Annotated in this window: 22 protein-coding genes and 1 pseudogene; 14 read left to right on the top strand and 9 right to left on the bottom strand. The window is 69.8% G+C overall.

Going from position 1 to position 20,931, the window contains the following annotated elements; genetic code table 11:
* Window positions 1-44: 44 nt before the first annotated feature.
* Together ACTXG6_RS31845 and ACTXG6_RS31840 are read right to left on the bottom strand one after the other, a co-directional pair.
* On the bottom strand, window positions 45-1,055 hold the full coding sequence (locus ACTXG6_RS31845; RefSeq protein ID WP_445183107.1) for an alpha-ketoacid dehydrogenase subunit beta: 1,011 nt from the start codon (window positions 1,053-1,055) through the stop codon (window positions 45-47).
* Window positions 1,043-2,056, bottom strand: a complete 1,014-nt coding sequence (locus ACTXG6_RS31840; protein ID WP_445183106.1) for a thiamine pyrophosphate-dependent dehydrogenase E1 component subunit alpha — start codon at window positions 2,054-2,056, stop codon at window positions 1,043-1,045. Before ACTXG6_RS31840 ends, ACTXG6_RS31845 begins: the two co-directional genes overlap by 13 nt.
* Before the next feature lie 242 nt (window positions 2,057-2,298).
* On the opposite strand from ACTXG6_RS31840, the gene ACTXG6_RS31835 reads away from it, so the two are divergent.
* The 4 genes from ACTXG6_RS31835 to ACTXG6_RS31820 are packed head-to-tail and all read left to right on the top strand — an operon-like array spanning window position 2,299 to window position 6,231.
* Window positions 2,299-3,054: a phosphosulfolactate synthase gene (locus ACTXG6_RS31835; protein WP_445183105.1), complete on the top strand. Its 756-nt coding sequence runs from the start codon at window positions 2,299-2,301 to the stop codon at window positions 3,052-3,054.
* Entirely contained in the window at window positions 3,054-3,932 is an 879-nt protein-coding gene (locus ACTXG6_RS31830) for a DUF7714 family protein (RefSeq protein ID WP_445183104.1), read from the top strand. The genes ACTXG6_RS31835 and ACTXG6_RS31830 overlap by 1 nt, the downstream gene beginning before the upstream one ends.
* Entirely contained in the window at window positions 3,929-5,281 is a 1,353-nt protein-coding gene (locus ACTXG6_RS31825; protein ID WP_445183103.1) for a class-II fumarase/aspartase family protein, read from the top strand. Before ACTXG6_RS31830 ends, ACTXG6_RS31825 begins: the two co-directional genes overlap by 4 nt.
* Window positions 5,278-6,231, top strand: a complete 954-nt coding sequence (locus ACTXG6_RS31820) for a 1-aminocyclopropane-1-carboxylate deaminase/D-cysteine desulfhydrase (protein ID WP_445183102.1) — start codon at window positions 5,278-5,280, stop codon at window positions 6,229-6,231. The genes ACTXG6_RS31825 and ACTXG6_RS31820 overlap by 4 nt, the downstream gene beginning before the upstream one ends.
* Here the strand turns inward: ACTXG6_RS31820 and ACTXG6_RS31815 are convergent.
* On the bottom strand, window positions 6,228-7,826 hold the full coding sequence (locus tag ACTXG6_RS31815; protein WP_445183101.1) for an FAD-dependent oxidoreductase: 1,599 nt from the start codon (window positions 7,824-7,826) through the stop codon (window positions 6,228-6,230). The two genes, ACTXG6_RS31820 and ACTXG6_RS31815, sit on opposite strands and share 4 nt — an antisense overlap.
* A gap of 69 nt (window positions 7,827-7,895) precedes the next feature.
* Entirely contained in the window at window positions 7,896-9,371 is a 1,476-nt protein-coding gene (locus ACTXG6_RS31810; protein WP_445183100.1) for an argininosuccinate lyase, read from the bottom strand.
* Between the two features lie 447 nt (window positions 9,372-9,818).
* Here ACTXG6_RS31810 and ACTXG6_RS31805 point away from each other — a divergent pair, with 447 nt between their 5' ends.
* Complete coding sequence (locus ACTXG6_RS31805) at window positions 9,819-10,079, top strand: hypothetical protein (protein WP_445183099.1); 261 nt, start codon at window positions 9,819-9,821, stop codon at window positions 10,077-10,079.
* 67 nt (window positions 10,080-10,146) lie between these two features.
* Here ACTXG6_RS31805 and ACTXG6_RS31800 read toward each other — a convergent pair whose 3' ends face one another.
* The gene (locus tag ACTXG6_RS31800) at window positions 10,147-10,656 is read right to left on the bottom strand and encodes a DUF6292 family protein (protein WP_445183098.1); all 510 of its coding nucleotides are present in this window, start codon (window positions 10,654-10,656) and stop codon (window positions 10,147-10,149) included.
* A gap of 284 nt (window positions 10,657-10,940) precedes the next feature.
* On the opposite strand from ACTXG6_RS31800, the gene ACTXG6_RS31795 reads away from it, so the two are divergent.
* Both ACTXG6_RS31795 and ACTXG6_RS31790 read left to right on the top strand, forming a co-directional pair.
* On the top strand, window positions 10,941-11,882 hold the full coding sequence (locus tag ACTXG6_RS31795) for a polysaccharide deacetylase family protein (protein WP_445183097.1): 942 nt from the start codon (window positions 10,941-10,943) through the stop codon (window positions 11,880-11,882).
* A gap of 186 nt (window positions 11,883-12,068) precedes the next feature.
* Entirely contained in the window at window positions 12,069-12,236 is a 168-nt protein-coding gene (locus tag ACTXG6_RS31790) for a hypothetical protein (protein WP_445183096.1), read from the top strand.
* Window positions 12,237-12,300: 64 nt separating this feature from the next.
* Here ACTXG6_RS31790 and ACTXG6_RS31785 read toward each other — a convergent pair whose 3' ends face one another.
* Window positions 12,301-13,464: an NAD(P)/FAD-dependent oxidoreductase gene (locus ACTXG6_RS31785; protein WP_445183095.1), complete on the bottom strand. Its 1,164-nt coding sequence runs from the start codon at window positions 13,462-13,464 to the stop codon at window positions 12,301-12,303.
* 590 nt (window positions 13,465-14,054) lie between these two features.
* On the opposite strand from ACTXG6_RS31785, the gene ACTXG6_RS31780 reads away from it, so the two are divergent.
* Window positions 14,055-14,309: a type II toxin-antitoxin system Phd/YefM family antitoxin gene (locus ACTXG6_RS31780; protein WP_445183094.1), complete on the top strand. Its 255-nt coding sequence runs from the start codon at window positions 14,055-14,057 to the stop codon at window positions 14,307-14,309.
* On the top strand, window positions 14,306-14,695 hold the full coding sequence (locus ACTXG6_RS31775) for a type II toxin-antitoxin system VapC family toxin (RefSeq protein WP_445183093.1): 390 nt from the start codon (window positions 14,306-14,308) through the stop codon (window positions 14,693-14,695). Before ACTXG6_RS31780 ends, ACTXG6_RS31775 begins: the two co-directional genes overlap by 4 nt.
* Before the next feature lie 132 nt (window positions 14,696-14,827).
* On the opposite strand, the gene ACTXG6_RS31770 is transcribed toward ACTXG6_RS31775, so the two are convergent.
* Window positions 14,828-15,544, bottom strand: a complete 717-nt coding sequence (locus tag ACTXG6_RS31770; RefSeq protein ID WP_445183092.1) for a fumarylacetoacetate hydrolase family protein — start codon at window positions 15,542-15,544, stop codon at window positions 14,828-14,830.
* A 101-nt stretch (window positions 15,545-15,645) separates the two neighbouring features.
* On the opposite strand from ACTXG6_RS31770, the gene ACTXG6_RS31765 reads away from it, so the two are divergent.
* Window positions 15,646-16,116 carry a PAS domain-containing protein gene (locus ACTXG6_RS31765; RefSeq protein WP_445183091.1) on the top strand — a complete coding sequence of 157 codons (471 nt, stop codon included), beginning with the start codon at window positions 15,646-15,648 and terminating at the stop codon, window positions 16,114-16,116.
* Window positions 16,117-16,191: 75 nt separating this feature from the next.
* Window positions 16,192-16,599 carry a hypothetical protein gene (locus tag ACTXG6_RS31760; protein WP_445183090.1) on the top strand — a complete coding sequence of 136 codons (408 nt, stop codon included), beginning with the start codon at window positions 16,192-16,194 and terminating at the stop codon, window positions 16,597-16,599.
* A 118-nt stretch (window positions 16,600-16,717) separates the two neighbouring features.
* On the opposite strand, the gene ACTXG6_RS31755 is transcribed toward ACTXG6_RS31760, so the two are convergent.
* Entirely contained in the window at window positions 16,718-17,197 is a 480-nt protein-coding gene (locus tag ACTXG6_RS31755) for a DinB family protein (protein ID WP_445183089.1), read from the bottom strand.
* 72 nt (window positions 17,198-17,269) lie between these two features.
* A pseudogene (locus tag ACTXG6_RS31750) lies at window positions 17,270-17,416 on the bottom strand (SDR family NAD(P)-dependent oxidoreductase); the annotation flags it as partial.
* Window positions 17,417-17,459: 43 nt separating this feature from the next.
* On the opposite strand from ACTXG6_RS31750, the gene ACTXG6_RS31745 reads away from it, so the two are divergent.
* The 3 genes from ACTXG6_RS31745 (at window position 17,460) to ACTXG6_RS31735 (ending at window position 20,918) form a co-directional block, all read left to right on the top strand.
* Window positions 17,460-17,645, top strand: coding sequence for a hypothetical protein (locus ACTXG6_RS31745; protein WP_445183088.1), 186 nt, complete (start codon window positions 17,460-17,462; stop codon window positions 17,643-17,645).
* A 460-nt stretch (window positions 17,646-18,105) separates the two neighbouring features.
* Window positions 18,106-19,953 (top strand): ABC transporter ATP-binding protein, encoded by a 1,848-nt coding sequence (locus ACTXG6_RS31740; protein WP_445183087.1) that lies wholly within the window; start codon window positions 18,106-18,108, stop codon window positions 19,951-19,953.
* Complete coding sequence (locus ACTXG6_RS31735; RefSeq protein WP_445183086.1) at window positions 19,950-20,918, top strand: CHAD domain-containing protein; 969 nt, start codon at window positions 19,950-19,952, stop codon at window positions 20,916-20,918. Before ACTXG6_RS31740 ends, ACTXG6_RS31735 begins: the two co-directional genes overlap by 4 nt.
* Window positions 20,919-20,931 lie beyond the last annotated feature (13 nt).

Raw genomic sequence — 20,931 nt, 5'->3', positions numbered from 1 at the left:
GGCTGCGCGCCGATGCGTAGCCGAGGGGGCCGCGGGGGTTCACTTCAGGTCAGGCCGGGAGCCGAGGTCGATCCGGCGGTCGCGGGGCGCAGCAGGCCCAGCGCGGCGGCGACGACCCGCTCTGGGGAGACGCTGACCTCGGCCTCCAGCGGCGCGGCGACCGGCAGCGGGACGTTGCCGCCGCTCACCCTGGTGACGGGGGAGACCAGGTGGTGGAACGCTTCCTCGGCGACCAGCGCGGCGATCGAGGCGCCCCAACCGAGCTGGCCGGGGTTCTCCTCGACGATGACGATCCGGCCGGTGCGCCGTACCGAGGCCAGCACGGCGGCGGCGTCCAGTGGGACCAGGGTGCGCAGGTCGAGCACGTCAGCGGCAACGCCGTGCCCGGCCAGCGTGTCCGCGGCCCGCTCGCAGGTGCCCACGGTCAGCCCCAGCCCGACCAGGGTTATGTCGTCGCCGGTCCGGCGCAGCGCCGCCTGCCCGAGCGGTACGACGTGCTCACCGTCCGGGCAGTCGGCCTTGCCGCCGTAGAGTGCCTTGTGCTCGAAGACCAGTACCGGGTCGTCGTCGCGGATGGCCGCCGCGAGCAGCCCGAGCATGTCGGCCGGATGAGCCGGCGCGACGATCTTCAGCCCGGGTACGCACATCGCCCAGTTCTCGACGGCCTGGCTGTGCTGGCTGCCGAAGCCGAGGCCTCCGCCGTTGGCCCCCCTGATCACCAGCGGCAGCGACAGCTGGCCACCGGTCGTGTAGCGGGCCTTGGCGATCTCGTTGACCACCTGGTCCCAGCAGGTGGCATAGAAGTCCGAGAACATGATCTCCGCGACGGGCCGCAGACCGGCTATCGCGGCGCCCATGGCCGCGCCGACGATGGCCTGCTCGGAGATCGGGGTGTCGCGCACCCGCCGTTCGCCGAACCGTTCACGCAGGCCAAGCGTCGTCTTGAACACCCCGCCCGAGCTGATGTCCTCGCCGAGCAGGACCACCCGGGGGTCGCGCTCCATCTCCTGCGCCAGCGCGGCAGCGACGGCCTGCCGGTAGGTCAGTTGCGCCATGTCGAGGTCCCGTCGCTCCACATGTCGGTCCAGGCCGTCGCCGGGTTCGGCGCGGGAGCGGCGAGCACCCGGACCGCCAAGGCGTCGACCTCGGCGCCCACCCTGGCCGACACCCCCGCGATGTCGGCCTCGGCGACGCCGGACGCCGCCAACACGCCGGCCTGGCGTAACAGCGGGTCGCGGGTGGCCCACTCGGCGACCTCGTCGGCCGGGCGGTACGCCCCCGGGTCGGCGCACGAGTGCCCGCACATCCGGTAGGTACTGGCCTCGATCAACGCAGGCCCACCACCGTCGCGGGCCCGGGCCACCGCCTCGCCAAGCACCTCGCGCACCGCGAGCACGTCGTTGCCGTCCACCACGACCGCGTCCAGCCCGTACCCGGCGGCCCGGTCGGCGGCCGGGCGGGCCACCGGGATCACCTCGGCGATCGGGGTGTACTCCATGTACTGGTTGTTCTCGCAGACGAAGACCAGCGGCAGCTGCCACACCGCGGCCAGGTTGACCGCTTCGTGGAAGGCGCCGATGTTGACCGCGCCGTCGCCGAAGAAGCACATGGTGACCCGGTCGTTGCCGTGTAGCACGTTTGCCCAGGCCAGCCCGCAGGCGATCGGCAGGTGGGCGCCGACGATGGCATAGGAGCCGTAGTAGCCATGCTCGACGCTGGTGATGTGCATCGAGCCGCCCTTGCCAGCGCAGATACCGCCGCCGCGGCCGGTCAGCTCGCGCAGCACCGCCTCGGCGGAGGCTCCTCGGGCCAGTGCGTGGGCGTGCCCACGGTAGGTGCCGATCGACTGATCGTGTTCGCCGAGCACCGAGGCGCCGCCGACCGCGATGGCCTCCTGGCCGATGCCCAGATGCGCCGGCCCGCGCACCCGGCCCTGCCGGTACAGCACGTCGACCTTGGTCAGGAAGTGCCGGATGAACACCATCCGCTCGTAGAGCCGCAGCGCGGTACCGGTCCCGCTGTCAGCGGGCCTGCTGGTCGACGCGTCCGTCGTCACGGTGCACTCCTCGGCGCCCACAGAGGCTCCCCAGGCGTTGACTTGGCGGCCCGCGCCCGGACAGATACGGTACTGGCGAGTGCGGGCCCACAGCGTCGTCCGGCTGGCGGAACTCGTACCACCGGACGCCTATCACACCAGGTAGTGGTGGGTGTGGACACGTCCTCGGCGGACAAAGCGCGGGGTCGGGTTCGTCCGCGCTGGACGAGGCCTGAGTTCCTCGTGCGCCGTAGCTTTTCCTCATGTGGGACTGTCCCGATTTCCTGCGGTTGCCGGAGCGGGCCGCGAAGCCGAGGTCGACCGGTGTGACGCACGTGCTGGACAAGGGCGCGCCGGCCGCGGTGGTCGAAGGTCTGCTGTCCTCGGCCGCTGACTTCATCGACGTGGTGAAGATCGGCTGGGGGATCGGGTACCTCGACCGAGCACTCAAGCAGCGGGTCGCCGCCTACCAGCGCGAGGACATCCAGGTCTGCCTCGGCGGCACCCTGCTCGAGATCGCGGTGGCGCAGGACAAACTCGGCGCACTCGCCGCATGGGCGGCGGCCGAGGGCATCGACGCGCTGGAGGTCTCCAACGGGCTCGGCTGGCTGCCTGCCGGCCGCAAACGCGAGCTGGTCGCCGAGCTCGCGGCCGAGTTCATCGTGTTGGCCGAGGCCGGCGCGAAGGATGCCGCCGCTCCAGTCGCGGCGGCGGCGTGGGCGCGGGAGATGCACGCCGACCTCGCGGCCGGCGCCACCTGGGTGGTCGCGGAGGGTCGGGAGTCCGGCACGGTCGGCCTCTACGAGCCTGACGGGTCGATCCGTACCGCGCTGGTCGAGGACCTGGTGGGCTCCGTACCGGTCGACCGGGTGATATTCGAGGCACCGTGCAAGGCGCAGCAGGCCTGGTTCATCCGCCGGTTCGGGCCGGATGTCAACCTGGGCAACATCGCGGTGGACGACGTCCTCGCGCTGGAGACGCTCCGCCTCGGCCTGCGCGCCGACACAGCCGTGCGGTGATGGTGATCCCGATCCCGGAGCCGACGCCGAACACCCGGGCACACCCGTACCGGGGGCTGTCGGTGCAGGAGGTGGACATCCCGCTGACCGAGCACGCCATCCTGTCCCATCTGGACGGTCGGGAGGTCTACCGCCGTACCGACTTCCTGGCGCTGCGCAACGGGTCGGCCACCGCGCTCGTCGAGGTGCGCAAGGCGAGCACCGGGCCGCTGTTCGCGCCGGTGGTGGCCGCCCGGGTCATCTCCGGCCCCGACCGGACGGCGTGGGTACATGAACCGGATCTCGACGTCGGCAACGCCACCGCGCTGGCCGGCGCCGCCGTACCGGGTGCGGACACCACGGTCGTGCTCGGCCGCTTCGAGCACGTCAACTTCATCTACCACCCCGAGCCGATCCGGGTGCGGGTGACCGAGGTCGTCCCGCCGGAACCGCCGAAGCTGCTGGCCCAGGCCCGCCAGGCCGTCGAGTTCGACGAGGACCTGCCGCCGGTGCAGCTGGTGCTGGACGCCGTCCGGGTCGAGGACCTCGCCGCCACCCACCCCTGTGAGAGCTACCTGCTGCCGTGCCGAGGGTCCGGCGTCGACCTCGGCGGCGCGTCGGTCGCCTACCTGGATACTCGGCCCGCCGAGCGGGCCGACTGGCTGCTGATCGGCTGCGAGCGCTCGGTCCAGTTCCACCGCCACTTCTACGGTGACGAACCCGCCCGGGTCGACCTGTGCCCCCGGGCCCGCGCGGCGACCTCGGGTGGCGCATCGCTGACGCTGACCAAGTGTTGCCTGCTGGAGCGCGGACTCGAGGTCGATGAGGACACCGCGGTGGTGCCGTGGGGCGCGAACCTGGACGAGGTCCGCGAAGGCCTGCGGAAGCTCCTGCTATGAGTTCGCACCTGACCGACTCGGTGCTGTACGGCCACCTGTGGACTACGCCTGAGCTGCACGAACTGTTCGACGACACCGGACGTACCCGGTCCTGGCTGGCCATCCTGGTGGCGCTCGCGCACGCTCAGGCCGACGTCGGTCTGGTGCCCGCCGGTGCCGCCGACGCGATCGAGCGGCACGCGCGGGTCGAGCGGCTGGACCTGGCCGAGGTGGGCGTCGGGACGCGGGCCAGCGGGCACTCCACGCTCGGTCTGATCCGCTGCCTGCGCGCGGTGCTGCCCGAGGCGGCCCGCGAATGGGTGTACTACGGGGCTACCGTCCAGGACCTGACCGACACCTGGTTCGGGCTGACGATGCGCGCGGTCGCCGACATCGTGGACCGCGACCTGGACCGGTGCCACGCGGCATCCGTCGAGCTGGCACGCCGACACCGGGACACCGTGATGTGCGGGCGGACCCACGGCCAGCCGGGGCTGCCGATCACCTTCGGGTTCAAGGCCGCCGTCTGGGCAGCCGAGCTGGCCAGGCACCGGGAGCGGCTCGCCCAGCTGCGGCCCAGGGTCGAGATCGTCCAGCTCGGCGGGGCGCTGGGCACCATGGAGTTCTGGGGCAAGGAGGCTCTGCCGCTGCTGGACCGGTTCGCCGCTCAGCTCGGCCTCGGCGTACCGGAGCTCCCGTGGCTCACCGCCCGAGACCGGATCGCCGAGTTCGTCATGTTGTTGGCTCTGGTCACCGGCACCCTGGCCAAGATCGGCAACGAGATCTTCGAGCTGCAGCGCCCGGAGATCGGCGAGGTGGCCGAACCGTTCACCGAGGGCACCGTCGGCAGCATCACGATGCCGCACAAGCGCAACCCGGAGCTGTCCGAGCACCTGGACACGCTGGCCCGGATAGTCCGCTCCGACGCGGGCGTCGCGGTCGAGGGCCTGGTCGCCCTGCACGAGCGGGACGGGCGGGGTTGGAAGGCGGAGTGGCTGGTGCTGCCCGAGGCCAGTCAGTTGACCGGGGCGGCGCTCGGGTTCGCCTCGCGGCTGCTGGAGGGCCTGCAGGTCGACGCCGCGAGGATGCGCGCCAATCTCGACACCCACGGCGGCTCGCTGCTGTCCGAGCCGTTGATGGCGGCGCTGGCCAAGCGCATCGGCAAGCACTCCGCGCACGAGGCGGTCTATGCGGCCGCGATGGCCGCCCGGGCTGACGGCACCGACCTGGCCGATCGGCTGCTCGCCGACGGTCTGCTGGACGCCACCGAGATCGCCGAGGCCTCCGACCCGGGGCGCGCGCTCGGCGCCACGACCGCGTTCGTGGACCGGGTGGTCGGGGGTGTGAGTGAGCCGGTCGGGCCGCCGTGAGTGGCCTGCTGGCGCAGCCGAGGGTACGGCTGGCCACCTTGCCGACCCCGCTGCGCCCGGCCCCTCGGCTGTCGGCCGCCGCCGGGGTGGAGGTATGGCTCAAGCGTGACGATCTCACCGGACTCGGCCTCGGCGGCAACAAGGTCCGAGGGCTGGAGTTCCTGCTCGGCGAGGCTCAGCAACAAGGGTGCGACTGCCTGGTGACCGGCGGCGGACCGGGTTCGAACTGGGCGATGCTCGCCGCGCTCGGGGCCCGCAACCTCGACATGGACAGCGTGCTGGTCTGCTACGGGGATCCGGTGCCGCCGTCCGGGAACATGCTGCTGGCCACGATGGCCGGCGCGCAGATCCGGTTCACCGGTGACCCCGACCGCGCCTCGGTCGACGGGGCCATCGAGGAGATCACCGCCGAGCTGGGTGCCGAGGGACGCCGGCCGTACCCGGTCGGTCGAGGTGGCGCGACGGCGACCGGGGCGCTGGGCTACCTCGCGGCCGGCCTCGAGCTCGCCGGTCAGCTGGACGAACTCGGGCTCGCCGCCGCCCAGCTTTGGCTGGCCACCGGATCCTGCGGCACCCAGGCCGGGCTGTGGGCCGGCGCTGCGTGGCAGCGCAGTGGCTATCAGGTGATCGGCGTGACCGTCAGCAGGCCGGTGGACGAGTGCGTGGCCCGCATCGGCAGGCTCGGCCGCGAGGTCGCCGACCGGATCGGCATTCCGGCGCCGACCCGCCCGCCGTGTGTGCTCGGCGGCCACGTCGGACCTGGGTACGGTCGCCGCTCCCCGGAGGGTGACGTCGCGGCGGCGCTGGTCGCCCGGACCGAGGGCGTGTTCCTCGACCCGATCTTCGCGGCCAAGGCGATGGCCGGGCTGCTGGCCGCCATCCGTGGCGGCCAGGTCACCGGCCCGGTGGTGTTCCTGGTGTCCGGCGGTGCTCCGACTCTGTTCACCTAGAGGTGCTTGAGCTGCGCCTTTCCGGCCCGCAACCGGGACAGCTGCACAAAGTGCTCCGGGTTGAGGAACAGCTCGTTCATCCAGCCGAGGGTATCGATGGTCAGGCCCCCCGGCTGCTGGATGAGGTAGTCCAGGTACTGGAAGGCGTCCTTGGCCCCGTAGCCGACGTGGTGCGCACCGAGCACCTTGCGGGACGCACCGTGCACCACCAGCTTCTGGAACCCACTCAGCTCCGGGCGGCGGAAGGCGTAGAGCATGGTGCCCTCGGCGCAGGGGAGTGGCAGGTTGGGGGTGTCCAGGCCCTCCACGTAGGGCGGCATCTGGATGATGATCACATCGTCGCCGTGCCGCTCGCGGGCCTCGGCCTCGGTGAGCCCGACCCAGGTGACCTCGTAGGTGGTGTGCAGGAAGTCGGGGAACTCCGTGTAGTCGAACTCGAGGTCCTCGCCCATGATGTTCCGGGCGGCGGTCACCCCCGACTTGCGGGCCTTGAACATCTCCATCGGGCCATCGATCATGTCTCCGATCGCGTAGACCCCGGGCACGTTGGTCCGCATCCGTTTGTCGACCACCGCCCGGCCGTTCGGGCTGACCTCGATGCCGATCACCTGCCGGGCCTGCGCGACGTTCGGGCGCTCGCCGGTGCCCATGAACACGAAGTCGGTCTCGATGTCGACGACCTCGCCGGAGGCCAGCGCGACGGTCACGCTCCGCACCCGGTCGCCGCCGTTCACCGAGACCGGCTGCGCGCCCTCGAGGATCTCCATGCCGCGCTTGCGCATGCCGCCTACCACGTACTGCCGCAGGTCCTCGTCCACGTGGTGCAGCGCCTTGGTCCGCATCAGCGGCGAGCGCGAAACGATCGTGGTGTTACACCCGGTGGCGTGGAAGAACGACCCGTACTCCATGGCGACCTTGCTGCCACCGATGATCACGCAGCGGGTGGGCTCGTAGTCCAGCTCCTCGACCAGCCCGACGAAGTCGAAGACGCCCCGCTTGTCCAGGCCGGGGATGTCCGGGTTCACCGGCCGGGCGCCCATCCCGAGCACCAGGTTCTTGGCCCGGAACGTCCGGCCGGCGGCCTGCACGGTGTGCTTGTCGACGATCGTCGCGCGGGCGTTCAGCACGTATTCGACGTCCAGCTGCTCCTTCGTCTGCCAGTTCATGAACGCGTGCGCGCTGCCCCGCCCGGCCACGAACACCTTCACCAGCTCCAGGATGCTGGCCCGGGAGGCGTCGAACTTCGGGAAGAACATCTCGTCGGAGAACCACCGCATCCGGTCCAGCTCCTCCGCGGCCTCGGAGAACAGGTGGTGCGGCACGCACGCCTGGTGCGGGCAGGAGCCGCCGAGGAACGGCCAGGCGTCAATGATCAGCGGCCGCCCGCCCATCGCCCTCATGTACGCCGCGCCGAACCGGCCGCCGGCACCACCGCCGACGAACACCGCGTCGTAGCCCGGGTCAGCGCCGGAGTCAGTGCCGGACTCAGGGTCCCGGTCGAGATTGAGCACAGGCTCGGACCCGGGGTCGGCCAGGCACCGCTCGATCAGCTCGTTCCACTCGGCGAGGTTGAGATGCAAGTCCCGGATGTCCATGTGCACTCCGTCCTGGTGCTGGCTGGGATGAGGTGACCGCAAGATCTGGACGCGGATGAGGCATGCGGATCAGCCCACCACGGCCGTGGCGTCTCGGAGCACCGCCGACTCGGCCGCGGCGAAGCCGGCACGCCGGGCCCGCACGGTGGCGAGCGCGGCGTCGGCGGCGTTCAGACACTCCTTGGTCATGCCTCGGACAACGTCGGGCGCGGCGCCGCCCCTGGACCGCCGCGAGCGCACGATCGCGCCGGGATCGAGCACCTCGCGCAGGTCGGTGCCGCCGAACACCGGCGCACCCGGCCACCGCGGGTCGACGTCGGCCAGCTCGGCTGCCGCCGCGTCGAGCATGTCGCCGGTGATGTCCACCCCACGCAGGCCGTCGGCCGCGGCCCGCCGCACGCACACCCCGACCAGGTCGTAGGCGGAGCGGTAGTCCAGCCCGTACGTGGTCATCACGTACTCGGCGAGGTCGGCGGCCTGGGAGAAACCGGCCAGCAGCGCGGCATACATCCGGTCGGCGTCCACGGTCAGGCCGCCGACCACGCCGGTCATCAGCCGGGTCGCCCGCCGGGCCAGGTCCAGCGCCCTGGGCACCTCGCCGTAGGCGAAGATCAGGTTGTCACTGCGCGCCGACGGGCTCTTGGCGATCGCCAGCATCCCGGTCGCGCGGCCGATCAGGATGCCGGCCTCCCCTCGGACCATGGTCAACGCATAGGGGTTGCGCTTCTGCGGCATCAGCACGCTGGAGCGGGTGTGGCGGTGCGCGAGGCTCACGTATCCGAACTCGCTGCTGCTCCAGATCTCCAGGTCCTCGGCCAGCTTGGCCAGTGTGGTGACCAGCCCGGCGGCGGAGCCGACCACCCCGGTGAGCCCGTCGGCCTGCCACATCGCGTCCCGGGTGTGCTCGATGACGCCGTCGAAGCCCAGCAGTTCGGCCATCCGTTCCCGGTCACCGGTCAGCGGGCTGCCGTTCACCCCGCCCGCGCCGGCCGGGCTGCGGTTGACCCAGTCCAGGTGTGCGGTGAGTCGATCGATCTCGCGCAGCACCGGGTACACCGTCGCCAGCAGGTAGTGCCCGAATGTGGACGGCTGGGCGTGCTGCAGGTAGGTCTGCTCAGCCATCAACGTCTCGGCGTGCTCGCCGGCGACTTCGGCGGCCGCCCTGGCGAACTCGGCGGCCGCCTCGATGAGGTCGGCGGTGTCCCGGCGTACCCGCAGCCGCATGGCGATCCGGACCGCCTCGCGGCGCGGCCGACCGGCATGCAGCCACCCGGCGTCCCGGCCGATCTGCCCGGCGAAGCGGCGCTCGCGACAGTTGTAGGCCTCCCCGTGCACCGGGTCGTAGCCGAACTCCGCTACCGGGGTGCTGACCGCTTCCAGCAGCACAGCGAGCAGTCGGCGGGCAGCGTCGTCGGGCACGACCGCACGCTCGCGCAGCACCAGCACGTGCGCCAGATCGGCGACGTTGAGCCCGTCGTGGAGCAACGCGGCGTCGGCCACCTCGATAGCGAAGCCGCCCTCGACCAGCTCCTCGGCGTAGCACACTGGCGAAACCTCGCGTCTGATCCGGTTCAGGGATTCGTCGTATCCTCGAGGATCGGGCATGCCCGCTCGGGTGGACTATGTCCGGCCGGGACGAACCTGGACCGAAGTTCTGGCCTGGTCAACGAGCCGTGCCCGGCGATCTTGCGCAGGACATGCACCGGAACTCGTGATCGAGCCGACCCGGCGACGAGGTCAACGGCGGTGAGCGCCAGCTCGGCACGGCCTTCTGAATTGGCTAGGTATCGCTCCGCTGGATGGCCGATTGACCGCCGTCTCTGGCGCGAGGACTGTCATGGTGCTCTCAGAGACAAAGCGCACACGGCGGCACCAACGGGGTGCCTGGCGAGCATGAACCACCAGGTGCCGTCCGTGGTCTGGGTGTTTACAGGATGAATATCACGATCGAGGGACAGCACGCGGCCGAGGCCGCAGGACGGACGATGCCCCATGGCAACGTATCTTGTAGTCCACGACGTTGACGACGTCGACCACTGGGTGAGCTCGCCGAAGCGGGCGGAGGTCTTCGGGCCGCTGGGCATCACGATCCGTGTGTTCCGGGGCGCAGCGGAGTCGAAGCAGGTCGGGCTGATCCTGGAGATCCCCGACATGGACGCCTTCCAGGAGATCATGGGTTCGGAAGTCGGGGCCGACGCGATGAAGTTCGACGGTGTTCACCCCGACACCTTGGTCGTGCTGTCCGAGGCCTGACAGCGGGCCTTTTTCCTTGCCGTCGCGGCCCAGAGCCCTACCCCGGAGGCACTGCCGAACCCAAGGACTAAAAGCCGGCTGGCTTCACTGTCGTGGTGACCAGGCTGTGGTGGGCTAGGGCGTCGATCAACGGTGCCAGGTGTTGCCCGTGGTGGCCGACCGGGGTAGGTGAGCCCGTCGCGGGGTCGACCCGGTCGGACAGCGCGTTTGTGACGAACCGGGCCACTGTTGCCGGGCTCGGTGCTAGCCCACCGGGCAGATGACGCCACCCGGCGCGGCTGTCGCGCAGCTGGGTGTGTGACAGTGACCAGCCCAGGTCCTCCGCCCACATCAAGGTGATGGCCCCGGGCATGCGGTCGGGCGCCCCCGACGCGGGTCCGGTCCGGGCCAGCGCTAGTCGAGCATGCAGGGTCACCCCGCAACCCATCCGAATCCCCGTGACTGACAACCCTTCGCCGTCCAGGGCGGCAATAACCGCGCCGAGATAGTCGACCAGCAGCCGGGCCGCCTCGTCATGGCGGGGCCGCCTACCGGCCCGCTCCGGAGACCGCGTCGGTGTTGTCGCTGTCGGTTTCACCAGCCCTCCCACCGTTCGGCCCCCACCACGTCGGGATACCCGGCGGGCTCAGTCCTACTCGTCCGGCCAAGAGCCATCGAGCGACTGATCCGCCGCCACCGGACGGTTCAACCTGTGCCTGCCCGGGGTACTTCCCAGCTACGGCGATCTCTACCAATACTGGCCCGGTGTGGTCGGTGCGTTACCGGGAGTCCGCATCGCCGATAGGACGCGGCAGGCGCGCACCCTCAAGTGCGCCTGGGTCCGCATCGCCGCCGACGGCGCCCGGAGCGGAGAGCGATCTGATGACCGATGAGAACGGCCAGACGACCGAACCGTGGCAGTGGGACGAACCCACTTGGCGCGGCCATGTCGAGCGGGTACGGGCCGGTGCGAGCCTGATCCCCGCCGGCTGGCCGCACGGGGCGAGGGTCGCGGTGGCGATCTCCTTCGACCCCGACCACGAGACGATCCCGCTGCGCGACGGGGAGACCCGCCCTGGAAAGCTCGCGCAGGGCGAATACGGCGCCAGGGTCGCCGTGCCGAAGATCCTTGCGCTGCTGGCCGAATACGGCGTTCCCGCCAGCTTCTTCATGCCTGCGGTCTCGGCGCTGCTCCACCCCGATGAGGTGCAGGCCTATGTGGCAGGCGGTCACGAGGTAGGCGTGCACGGCTGGATCCACGAGCGCAACATGACGCTCTCCCGTGAGCACGAGATGGACCTCACCGGCCGTTCGCTGGAGACGCTGGAGAAGCTCGGCGGTGTCCGTCCGGTCGGGATCCGCACCCCGAGCTGGGATTTCTCCGACCACACGCTGGCCATCATCGAGGCGCTCGGCCTGCGCTACGACTCGTCGCTGATGGCCGACGACGAGCCCTACGAGCTGGTCGCGGACGGCAGGCCGACGGGGATCGTGGAGATCCCCGTCGAGTGGATCCGCGACGACGCGCCCTACCTGATGATGGAGCGCTACGGCGCGCTGCGTCCCTACACGCCACCGCGGGCCCTGCTCGAGATCTGGCGCGACGAGTTCGACGCCGCGCACGCAGAGGGCGGGCTCTTCCAGCTCACCCTGCATCCGCACGTCATCGGGCACAGGTCCCGGTTGCTGGTGCTCCGCGAACTGCTGGCCCACATCGCAAGCCACCGGGACGTCTGGTTCGCCACCCACGCACAGATCGCCGACATCGCGTACGCCCAGATCGGGACGACCCATCCCGACCCCACCTCAGGGAACACATCATGACCGAGGCCGCCGCCGGAACAGCAGCTACGAGGTCGGCGACCCGCGGAGGTCTAGGCCGACCGGGGGGTAGGTCAGCGAAGCCGGTTTTGGCCAGTTCGGCCAGGGTATCGGACACCTATGCATGGCCCTGGCCCGCAAGTTGCACACGTAGCGAACGAGACCGGGCCGCCCACGCTGGGCGCCAACATGGCGGCGATCTTGGTGTGGTGGCCGGGCCTGGCCGTGGTGTGGTGGGCGGTGGTCCCGGGTTCGGGTGTGGGCGCGGTTGCCGGAATCGGCTTGGGACTCGCGGTCCTGGGACTGGTGGATACCGCGGCCCAGGCCTGGGGGCTGCGCAGTCAGGGACGGCGCTAGAACGCGAGCCGCGCTGGGCAACTCGCCATGCTTGTCCGCGGGGCGGGTTGGCCTCGGATGGTGGCTAGGGAGCCGGGTCGCCGCGCTCGATGAGCTCTCGCCCCAGGTCGTAGTCTTCGTCGGCCCGGTGCGTTGCGACACCGACCGCGACGTCGTCTCGGGTGTACCACGCGGTGAAGCCGCCCCCGCTGTGCTCAACCAACCGGGTGGTGTCATAGCCGTCGCCCCAGGCCGCGTATTTCAGCGTGCGGTCGCCGACGGTCGACCAGAATCCCGGTACCTCGGCCCAGCGGGTGTGCCCGCCGGCGATGGTGTTGCCGGCGATGCGACCCATTTCCAGTGCCTCCCCCCAGTGCTCGACGACGAGATGCCGACCGGCGGTGGCGTTGCGGGCGTAGGCGACATCGCCGGCGGCGAACAGGCGAGGCACCGAGGTGCGCATCCGTTCGTCCACCACGACGCGGTCGTCGTTGAGCTCGGCGCCGGCGCGCCTGGCCAGGCCGGAGCATGGCGTGATGCCGGTTGCCGCGAGCACCAGGTCGGCCCGCACCGGCGCGTGTCCGTCGAGCTCGACGGAACACCCGTCGACGACGGCGCGAACCGCCGCTCCGCTCATCAGCGTGACTCCCTCGCTGTCGAGCCAATCGGCGATCCGCGCGCCGACGTCCGCGCCGAGGCGTGCCTGCTGGGGTCGGGGTTCCGCGCTCGCCACGGTGACCGCTAGTCCGCGCCGGGCCAGCGACACAGCCGCTTCGCAGCCGATGAAACCGGACCCGATCACCACCGCCGACCTCGATGACGACGCCACGACCCGCAGTGCCTGCGCACTCGCCAGTGACCGCAGGTAGCGGACCGACGGGTGATCTGCCCCCGATACGGACAGCACCGTAGGTACTGCACCGGTGGTCAGCACACAATCGCCGTAGTGCACCTGCTCACCGTCGTTGAGGGTGACCACGCGGGTGGCCGGGTCGAGACCCTCGACGCGCCGGGACAATCGCAGGTTGACCGCCTGCTCGCCATATCGAGCACTCGGTTGCAGGGGAAGTGCGTCCTCCGCACACTCGCCGCGCAGGAAGTCCTTCGACAGCGGTGGCCGCGCATAGGGATGAACCGACTCGTCGCCGATCAGCAGCACTGACCCAGTTCCTCCGCCCTCCCGGTAGCCCGTGGCCACGGACAGTCCCGCCGGTCCACCGCCCACGATCAACAGATCAGTCGATTCCATGAAGATCCTCTCCGCTGGATCGGCGGCTGCCGGACTCCTGCCATCGGCCGGAGCGACAAGAAGATCGACCACGGGTTCGAGGCAAGGACGGCAGCGCGGACTGAACTACGTAGTCGCGGACACGCGCCGCATTCCCGCCGGCGCCTTCTCGAAACACCGAACACGCCACTGAGGTCGTTTCCCGCAGCTGAACAATCACCAGCCGGCACTCACAGGCCTGCCCTACGGCCCCGAACAGGCGAGCGTGTCCGGGCTCTCACAGTCGGATCGGCGAGTTCATGCCCTTCTTGACCTGAGGTTCTGTGTCGGGACTCTCAGCAATATGGGTAAGACGAGCGGTCCTGGCCACGTTGGGCGACGACCGTCTCCCCGAGTCGGTCGTGCACCCGTATTCGGGGCAGGCCGACGTCGTCGATGAGTTTGTGTAGGTGGCGCAGGACGTATTCGGGTCGTAGTGGTCGGCCGGTGCCGCGGGTGAACACGAGATCCTGTTCGACCCGGTGTTGTTGATGTTCGAGAAGGTGTGGCGGACGAACTGTCGGGGTGATGGTCGTGCCCCCTGTGCTACGGTTGCTACGGAGGTGGTGGCGATGGCGCGGACGATTCCACATCGCGAGTTGCGCAATAACAGTGGAGCTGTGCTGCGTGACGTTCAGGCTGGTGAGACCGTGTATGTCAGCAATAACGGTGAGGTAGTCGCCGTGCTGATTCCACCCCCGCGCGGTGCTGATGCGTCGTTGAGGTTTCGGCGGGCGACGGTCCGTGGCGGTTTCGGTGATCTTGAGCGGGTGCGGATCGCGGAGCCGGTCCAGGGCGTGCTCGACGAGCTTCGTGGCGATCGGTGATCCTCTACGTTGAGACCTCGGCGGCGGCGAAGCTGATCATCGAGGAGCCTGAGTCGTCCCGGCTGGCGGCGCACCTCGATCGGGCGGTGGACCAAGATGACGGTTTGCTGTCGAGCATGTTGCTGGAGACAGAACTGCGCCGTCTTGCGGTGCGGACAGGTGTTGCGCAGTCCGTCGTGACCCGGTTGCTCGAACACTTCGACCTGCTGGAGATTGATCGTTCTCTTTACCGTGAGGCTGGACTGCTTCCGGGACCGCATTTGCGCAGTCTTGACGCGATTCACGTTGCTGCCGCACTGCGAGCCAACGCTGATGCGATGGTGACCTACGACTTGCGCCAGGCAGATGCCGCGGACAGTGTCGGGTTATCCGTCCAGGCGCCATAGATCGGCATACGTAGGCAAACGATCAACGTGCCTGACGTTTCGGATCGTATAGGCGAAGATATGCCGACTGGATCCTCGGTCAATCTCCGCCGCGCGGGTGGGCAATAGAGGTTTTCCGAACCGGGCCGCTGCTCACGCCCGTTCTCCCACGCAGCGGTTGCGTTGGGTCCCCAGTCCGGTGATCTCGCCCTCCATCACGTCACCGGGCCGCAGGAACCGGCCGTGGTGGGCGCCGTTGCCCGCGGGACTGCCGGTCATGAGCAGGTCGCCGGGGCGCAGCTCGGTGATCGCCGAGGTGTGTTCGACGAGCCGGGCGACGTCGAAGATCATGTCGCTGGTCGGACCGTCCTGCATCACCTCACCGTTGAGCCGCAGCCGCACCCGCAACGCGGCGGGGTCGACAAATGCGGACGGTACGAGGAAGGGGCCGGTGGGGGAGAAGGTGGGAGCGTTCTTGCTGGCCAGCCAGTCGGTACCGATCCCGGGAACGTCGGGGCGGAACACCAGGTCGCGCGTCGTGACGTCGTTGACGATCGTGTAGCCGGCAACGTGCTCGAGGGCCTGGTCGCGGTGCACCCGGTACGCCGGGCGACCGATCACCACACCGAGCTCGAGCTCCCAGTCGTGCTCCGTGCCCCGGGCGGGGAGCACGACGTCGTCGAAGGACCCGGTGATCGCCGAGGGCAGGCCGAGGAAGACGTACGGGGTGCCCCGCGCGGCCCGGGCGTCCGTCGCCTCGGCGGCGCGGGCCCGCAGGGCCGCCGGGTCCTCACCGTCGTGCTGGCCGATCTTCTGGGCGACGATGAGATCGATGACGTGCCTCGGGCGAGGCGGGGAGTTGATAGTCAACACTTATCGACTGGTCGGCGCTCAGTCTTGGACGTGGAGCCGTGCACCGCCGAATGTAGAGGGCGAATCGAACAGGTGGTACCCAGAGCAAGGACTTCGCCATGACTAGCGCTGACAATACTGAGCATTTTGCTGGCGCCCTCGTCCGGGCGATCCTGGAGGGTGAGTCGGATGCCATCATCGGGTCCGATCGGGATGGGATGATCGCGTTCTGGAACCAGGGGGCGCAGCGCGTGTTCGGCTACTCGGCCGCTGAGGCGGTCGGCCAGTCGCTGGACATCATCATCCCGGAGCGGCTGCGCGACGCGCACTGGAAGGGATACTCCGAGGTGATGGGGACCGGGCGGAGCCGGTACGGCAGCGGGGATCTGCTCACCGTGCCGGGTATCCGGAAGGATGGCCAGCGCATCTCCTTGGAGTTCACCATCGTGCCGCTGAGCGACGCGGAGGGCCACATGGCCGGGATGGCTGCCATCCTGCGGGACGTAACCGCCCGATTCGAGGAGCTGAAGACGCTGCGACGGCGACTCGCTGAAGTGAACCGGCTGGCCCCGGCCATCCCGTCAGCGTAGCAGCAGCGCCGATGAGCGTCATGCTGCCTTGGTCCACCGAACTTGCTGGTCGGCTCGACGAGCAGGTGATCGATAGTGATCCAGGGCTACACCGGGCATCTGGCCATGTGGCGGAACCGAACCCCGTACCGCCAGCCGTTCCCGGAAGCCGCCGACGCGGTGTTCGCCGCCGGCGACGTGCCGCCCGCGCTGGTGATCTTCGTCGATGCCTGTTGGGCCTGTCGGCATGTTTGGGACCCGGTGCGGATGGTGCCGCGGTACGCCGAAGCGTTGCGTTCGCTGCGGGCGGTGTGGCTGGACGCAGGGACCCGGGACGAGTGGTACGTCGATGTGGGCACGCAAGCGTTCCGCGACCAACTCCGCGCCGTCGGGCTGCCCGATGAACGGGTGCACTTCGAGCTGTTCGACGCGGGCCACGGCGGGATCGACTACCGCTACCCGGTCGCGCTGAGCTGGCTGTGCCGCCAGATCGCCGAGTCGTAGCAACTCGTTCCGCCGCAATCGCCCAGCTCGACACCCAGGACCAGCCGGGACCGCGAGGCATGGTTGACCCGACTCCAGCCAAATTCATGATCAGCTGGTTCGTTCAGGGTCTCGGAACTCAGCCGGCAAGCACTTGCTCGCGCAGGATGTCGGCGTGCCCGCAGTGGTGGGCCAGCTCGCGCAGAACCTGCAAGTACACCCAGCGCAGCGTGCGCGGCCCGGACCGGTGGCCGGTCGTGACGGCGTCCAACGGGAGGTCGGCGACCGCTGCCCGGGCGGTCGTGCAGGCTTCCCGGTGGGCCGCCGTGACGGAGGCGACGGTGTCGTCGTCGGCGAGCCGGAAGGAGTCCTCCGGGCTCTGCACCAGGCCGAGTTCCCGACGGGACGTGCCGCCGACGCACTCCTCGAACCACACCCGCTGCATCCACGTGACGTGCTTGAGCAGCCCGAGCAACGTCGTCGCCGACGAGACGAGCCGGCGGCGAGCCTGCTCCTCGGTGAGACAGTCGAGGGTCACCTCAAGGGCGCTCCGGTACTCCTCGACGAACGCATCGAGTTGGCTGCGCTCGTCGTCCAGCAGCACGTCGAACGAGCCCATCGGAGCCTCCCATCACGCCGCGGGCCACAACGGCTCGACGTCAACGATCTTAAGACCTGGTCAGGCGACCACCGCCTCCGCGCCGCGCACGTAGCCGATCACGACAATCGCGCCCCGAGCCGCCAACCCGGTAGCGATGGCCCGGCCGATACCGCGCGAGCCCCCGGTCACCAACGCTGCCTTGCCGTCCGGCGATACCTCACACCTAGCCGCGAACAGCGGTCGATACCAGGTCCATGACCTGTCGAACCGCGGTTCGGGAGTGCTCGGGATTGCCAAAGCCCTCGAAACCGTGTTCGGCGTCGGGGATGTCGATGACGTCGAGTGCTGCGTGGTGGGTGCGGTCGTGTTCTCCTCGACATTCACACTTGCTGCCGAGGCGTTGCGGTTGGACCTGGTGGACGTGGTGGAGCTGCTGTGGTGCCCGACCATCCTGGGCGGCGGTTAACCGGTGCTGTCGGCGGGCGTGCGCCGGGATCTGACTCCGCGGAGGAATCGCCGGTTCGGCAACGGCACGGTGCGGACCACTTGCGACGAAATTCGGCATGAGGAGTCTTGAGCAGTGACCGGTTATCCGAGATGGTGCCGAGATGTCGTCGAGGGGTGCCTGCCGGCACCGAAAAGGGTGTTGGGGCGGCTGATCCAAGAGATGAACGGGCGGTTGCAGGCCGGTTCAGGGTAGGGAGTTTGGCTGTGACAGATTCGACCGTCGCCTCGCCTGCGGGGCTGGTTCCGGTGGCGGGCGCCACCAACCCGGTTGTGACCGGGCACGCGGACGAGCGCCAAGCCGGGACGCTGCCACCATCGGGGGGATGGCGTCGCTGGGCCCACGTCCCTCGAGGCGCTATAAGTCCTGGCTACACAGCGCCGCGGCGCGGCGTCAGCGAATGCGTACGGAGGTCAGCATCATGACCAAGTCGGCCTCGACGGGTGACCCGGCAACGTCTCCGAGCCAGGGCGGGGTGGCGCCGGTCAAGGCCCGGACCGGCGCGTCCTCGGACATTTCCGGGCGCGACATCGGGACACTGCGGGAGCTGTGGCGCTTCCGCGACTTCGCTCGGCCTCATCTGTCATCCCTGCTGCTCGGGGTGGTGTTCCGGGCGGCGGAGACGCTGGCCGATCTGGCCACCCCGTGGCCATTGGCACTGGTGATCAACGACCTGCTGGGCGGCGGGAGCAAGAGCACCGGCGGACCACTGATCTACGTGGCCCGCTGGTTCGGCACTTCGCCCTGGGCTTTGCTGCTGGTCGCCGGGGCGTCCACAGTGCTGTTCACGCTGCTGTCCGGGCTGTTCGACTATCTCGGCGACCGAACGATGAACGGCGCCGGGGAGAAGATCACCGCGGGGATCCGGGCCTCGGTGTTCGGCTACGTCGAGCGCCTGCCGATGGGGTACCACGACCGGCAGTCGGTCGGTGAGCTCAGCAATCGGGTGATGAGCGATACCTCGAACATCGAGGACAGCCTTGTCGACCTGTTCAGCACCCTCATCCCGGCGGCATTGACGCTGGTCGGGACCATGACGGTGCTGCTGTTCGTGAACGGTTGGCTGGGGCTGGTCGGGCTGTGCACGGCACCGCTGGTGTTCGTCACCGCGCTGCACTACGCCAAGCTGACCAGGGTGCTGGCCCGGCGCCGCCGAGCGGCGGTCGGCGAGCTGACCGGGTTCGTCACCGAGTCGCTGCAGGGCATCCGCACGGTGCACGCATTCGGCAGCCAGGAGACCGAGGACGCCCGATTCGGCGCGACCAACACCCAGGTCCTGGGGCTGGGGCTGCGGCGGGTTGACCTGTCCGCGCGGTTCACCCCCGCACTGGAGGCGGTCAGCGCGGTGGGCACCGCGGCGCTGCTGGTGGTCGGCGGCTTCGGGGCGCTGCGCGGCTGGTGGTCGGTCGGGGTGCTGGTCGTGGTGACCACGTATCTGAACAACATGCTCAAACCGATGAAAGACCTGGCCAAGCTGGCGCCCAGCTTCAACCAGGGCGCGGCCAGCGCGGAACGGATCGCGGCCATCCTGGACGAGCCCCGCGAGCACTTGGGCCCGATCGACGGGCTGGCCCAGCGGGTCACCGGGGAGATCGAGCTGCGCGATGTCGGGCTGGACTACGGGCGCGGGCCGGTGCTGTCCGGACTGAGCCTGACCGTACGCGCCGGCGAGCGGGTCGCGCTGCTGGGCGACAACGGCGCTGGCAAGTCCACCACGATGTCGCTGATCGGCGGGCTCTACGGGCCGACCAGCGGCCAGGTGCTGCTCGACGGGTTGTCCGTGCCGGACCTGCCCGAGCACTGGCTGCACCAGCAGGTGGCCATGGTGTTGCAGGACACCTTCCTGTTCTCCGGCAGCCTGATGGACAACCTGCGTTACGGTCACTCCGAGGCCACCGACGAGGAGGTCGCCGCCGTGGCCGAGGCCGCGCTGGTCACCGAGTTTGCCGACCTGCTGCCCGACGGGCTGTCCACCGTCGTCGCCGCCGGCGGGGTGGGGTTGTCCGGTGGGCAGCGCCAGCGGGTCGGCATCGCTCGCGCGCTGCTGGTCGACTCCCCGGTGGTGCTGCTCGACGAACCGACCGTCGGGCTTGACGTCCACGCCGAAAAACTTGTTGTCCAAGCGCTCACACGGCTCATGGACGGTCGTACCGTAATCATGACGACCCACCAGCCCGAGCTGACCCGGCTGGCCAACCGGACCGTCTACCTGCACCGAGGCGGGGTGGTCGAGGAGATCTCCACACCCCCGCGAGAAGAGGCCCGATGACCGGAACCCTGACCAGGCCCGACGACGACCGCACAGCCACCGGGGCGCTCACCGCCGCCGCCGTCCTGCTCGACGCCCTGACCGAGCGGACCGAGCATCTGCTCGCCCAGGAGCCCCGCATCCGCGAGCACGCCCCGGACGCGGTGTCCGCCATGCGAATCGACACCCGCGAGCTGCGCTGCATCCTCACCGGCTTCCGCCGCTGCCTCGACCGTGCCCGGACCGACCCCATCGTCGCCGACCTCAAGTGGCTGGGCGCCGAGCTGGCCGATGAGCGGGACACCGAGGTGATGGCCGAGCGCTTCGCCCAGGTCCTGGACGCACTCCCGCACGAGCTGGTCCGAGGGCCGGTCGCCGCAGACCTCGACGAGCACCTGGGCCAACGCGTCGAGGAGAACACCCGGCGCATCCTGGCCACACTGAACAGCGCCCGGTACGCGGGCCTGCGTCAGCAGCTCGACGAGTTGCTCACCGATCCGCCGTTTACCGAGCGTGCCGGCCGCGCGGCCCGCGAGGAGTTGCCGCGCGGAGTGGCCAAGGCGCATCGGCAGCTGGACCAGATGATCTGCTCCGCACTGCGGGTCGAGCACGAGCTGGAACGGGCGGATGCGTTGCACGAGGCCCGCAAGGCGGCCAAACGAGTGCACTACATGTGCGAGGTGGCCGTGCCGGCCGTCGGCAAGCCAGCCAAACGCCTACGCCGCACCATGCGCAAGTTGCAGGGGATGCTGGGCGAGCACCAGGACGCCGCTGTCGCGCGCCCCACCCTGCATTGCCTCGGCCTGCAGGCAGACCGGCACGGCCACAGCGCCTTCACCTACGGGGTGCTCTACGCGGCCGAGCATTTCCGGGCCCGCGACGTCGAACGGGCGCTGCCCACCCTGGTGGAACTCCTGCGCGCCCCCGACGCCACCAACTGGCTCGACCCAGCCTGGAACGGTCAGCAATCTGGAACTGCCAGGTAACACCGTCCGGCTC

The sequence above is a fragment of the Pseudonocardia sp. Cha107L01 genome (assembly GCF_052566575.1).
This window is presented reverse-complemented; position numbering and strand designations above follow the sequence as displayed.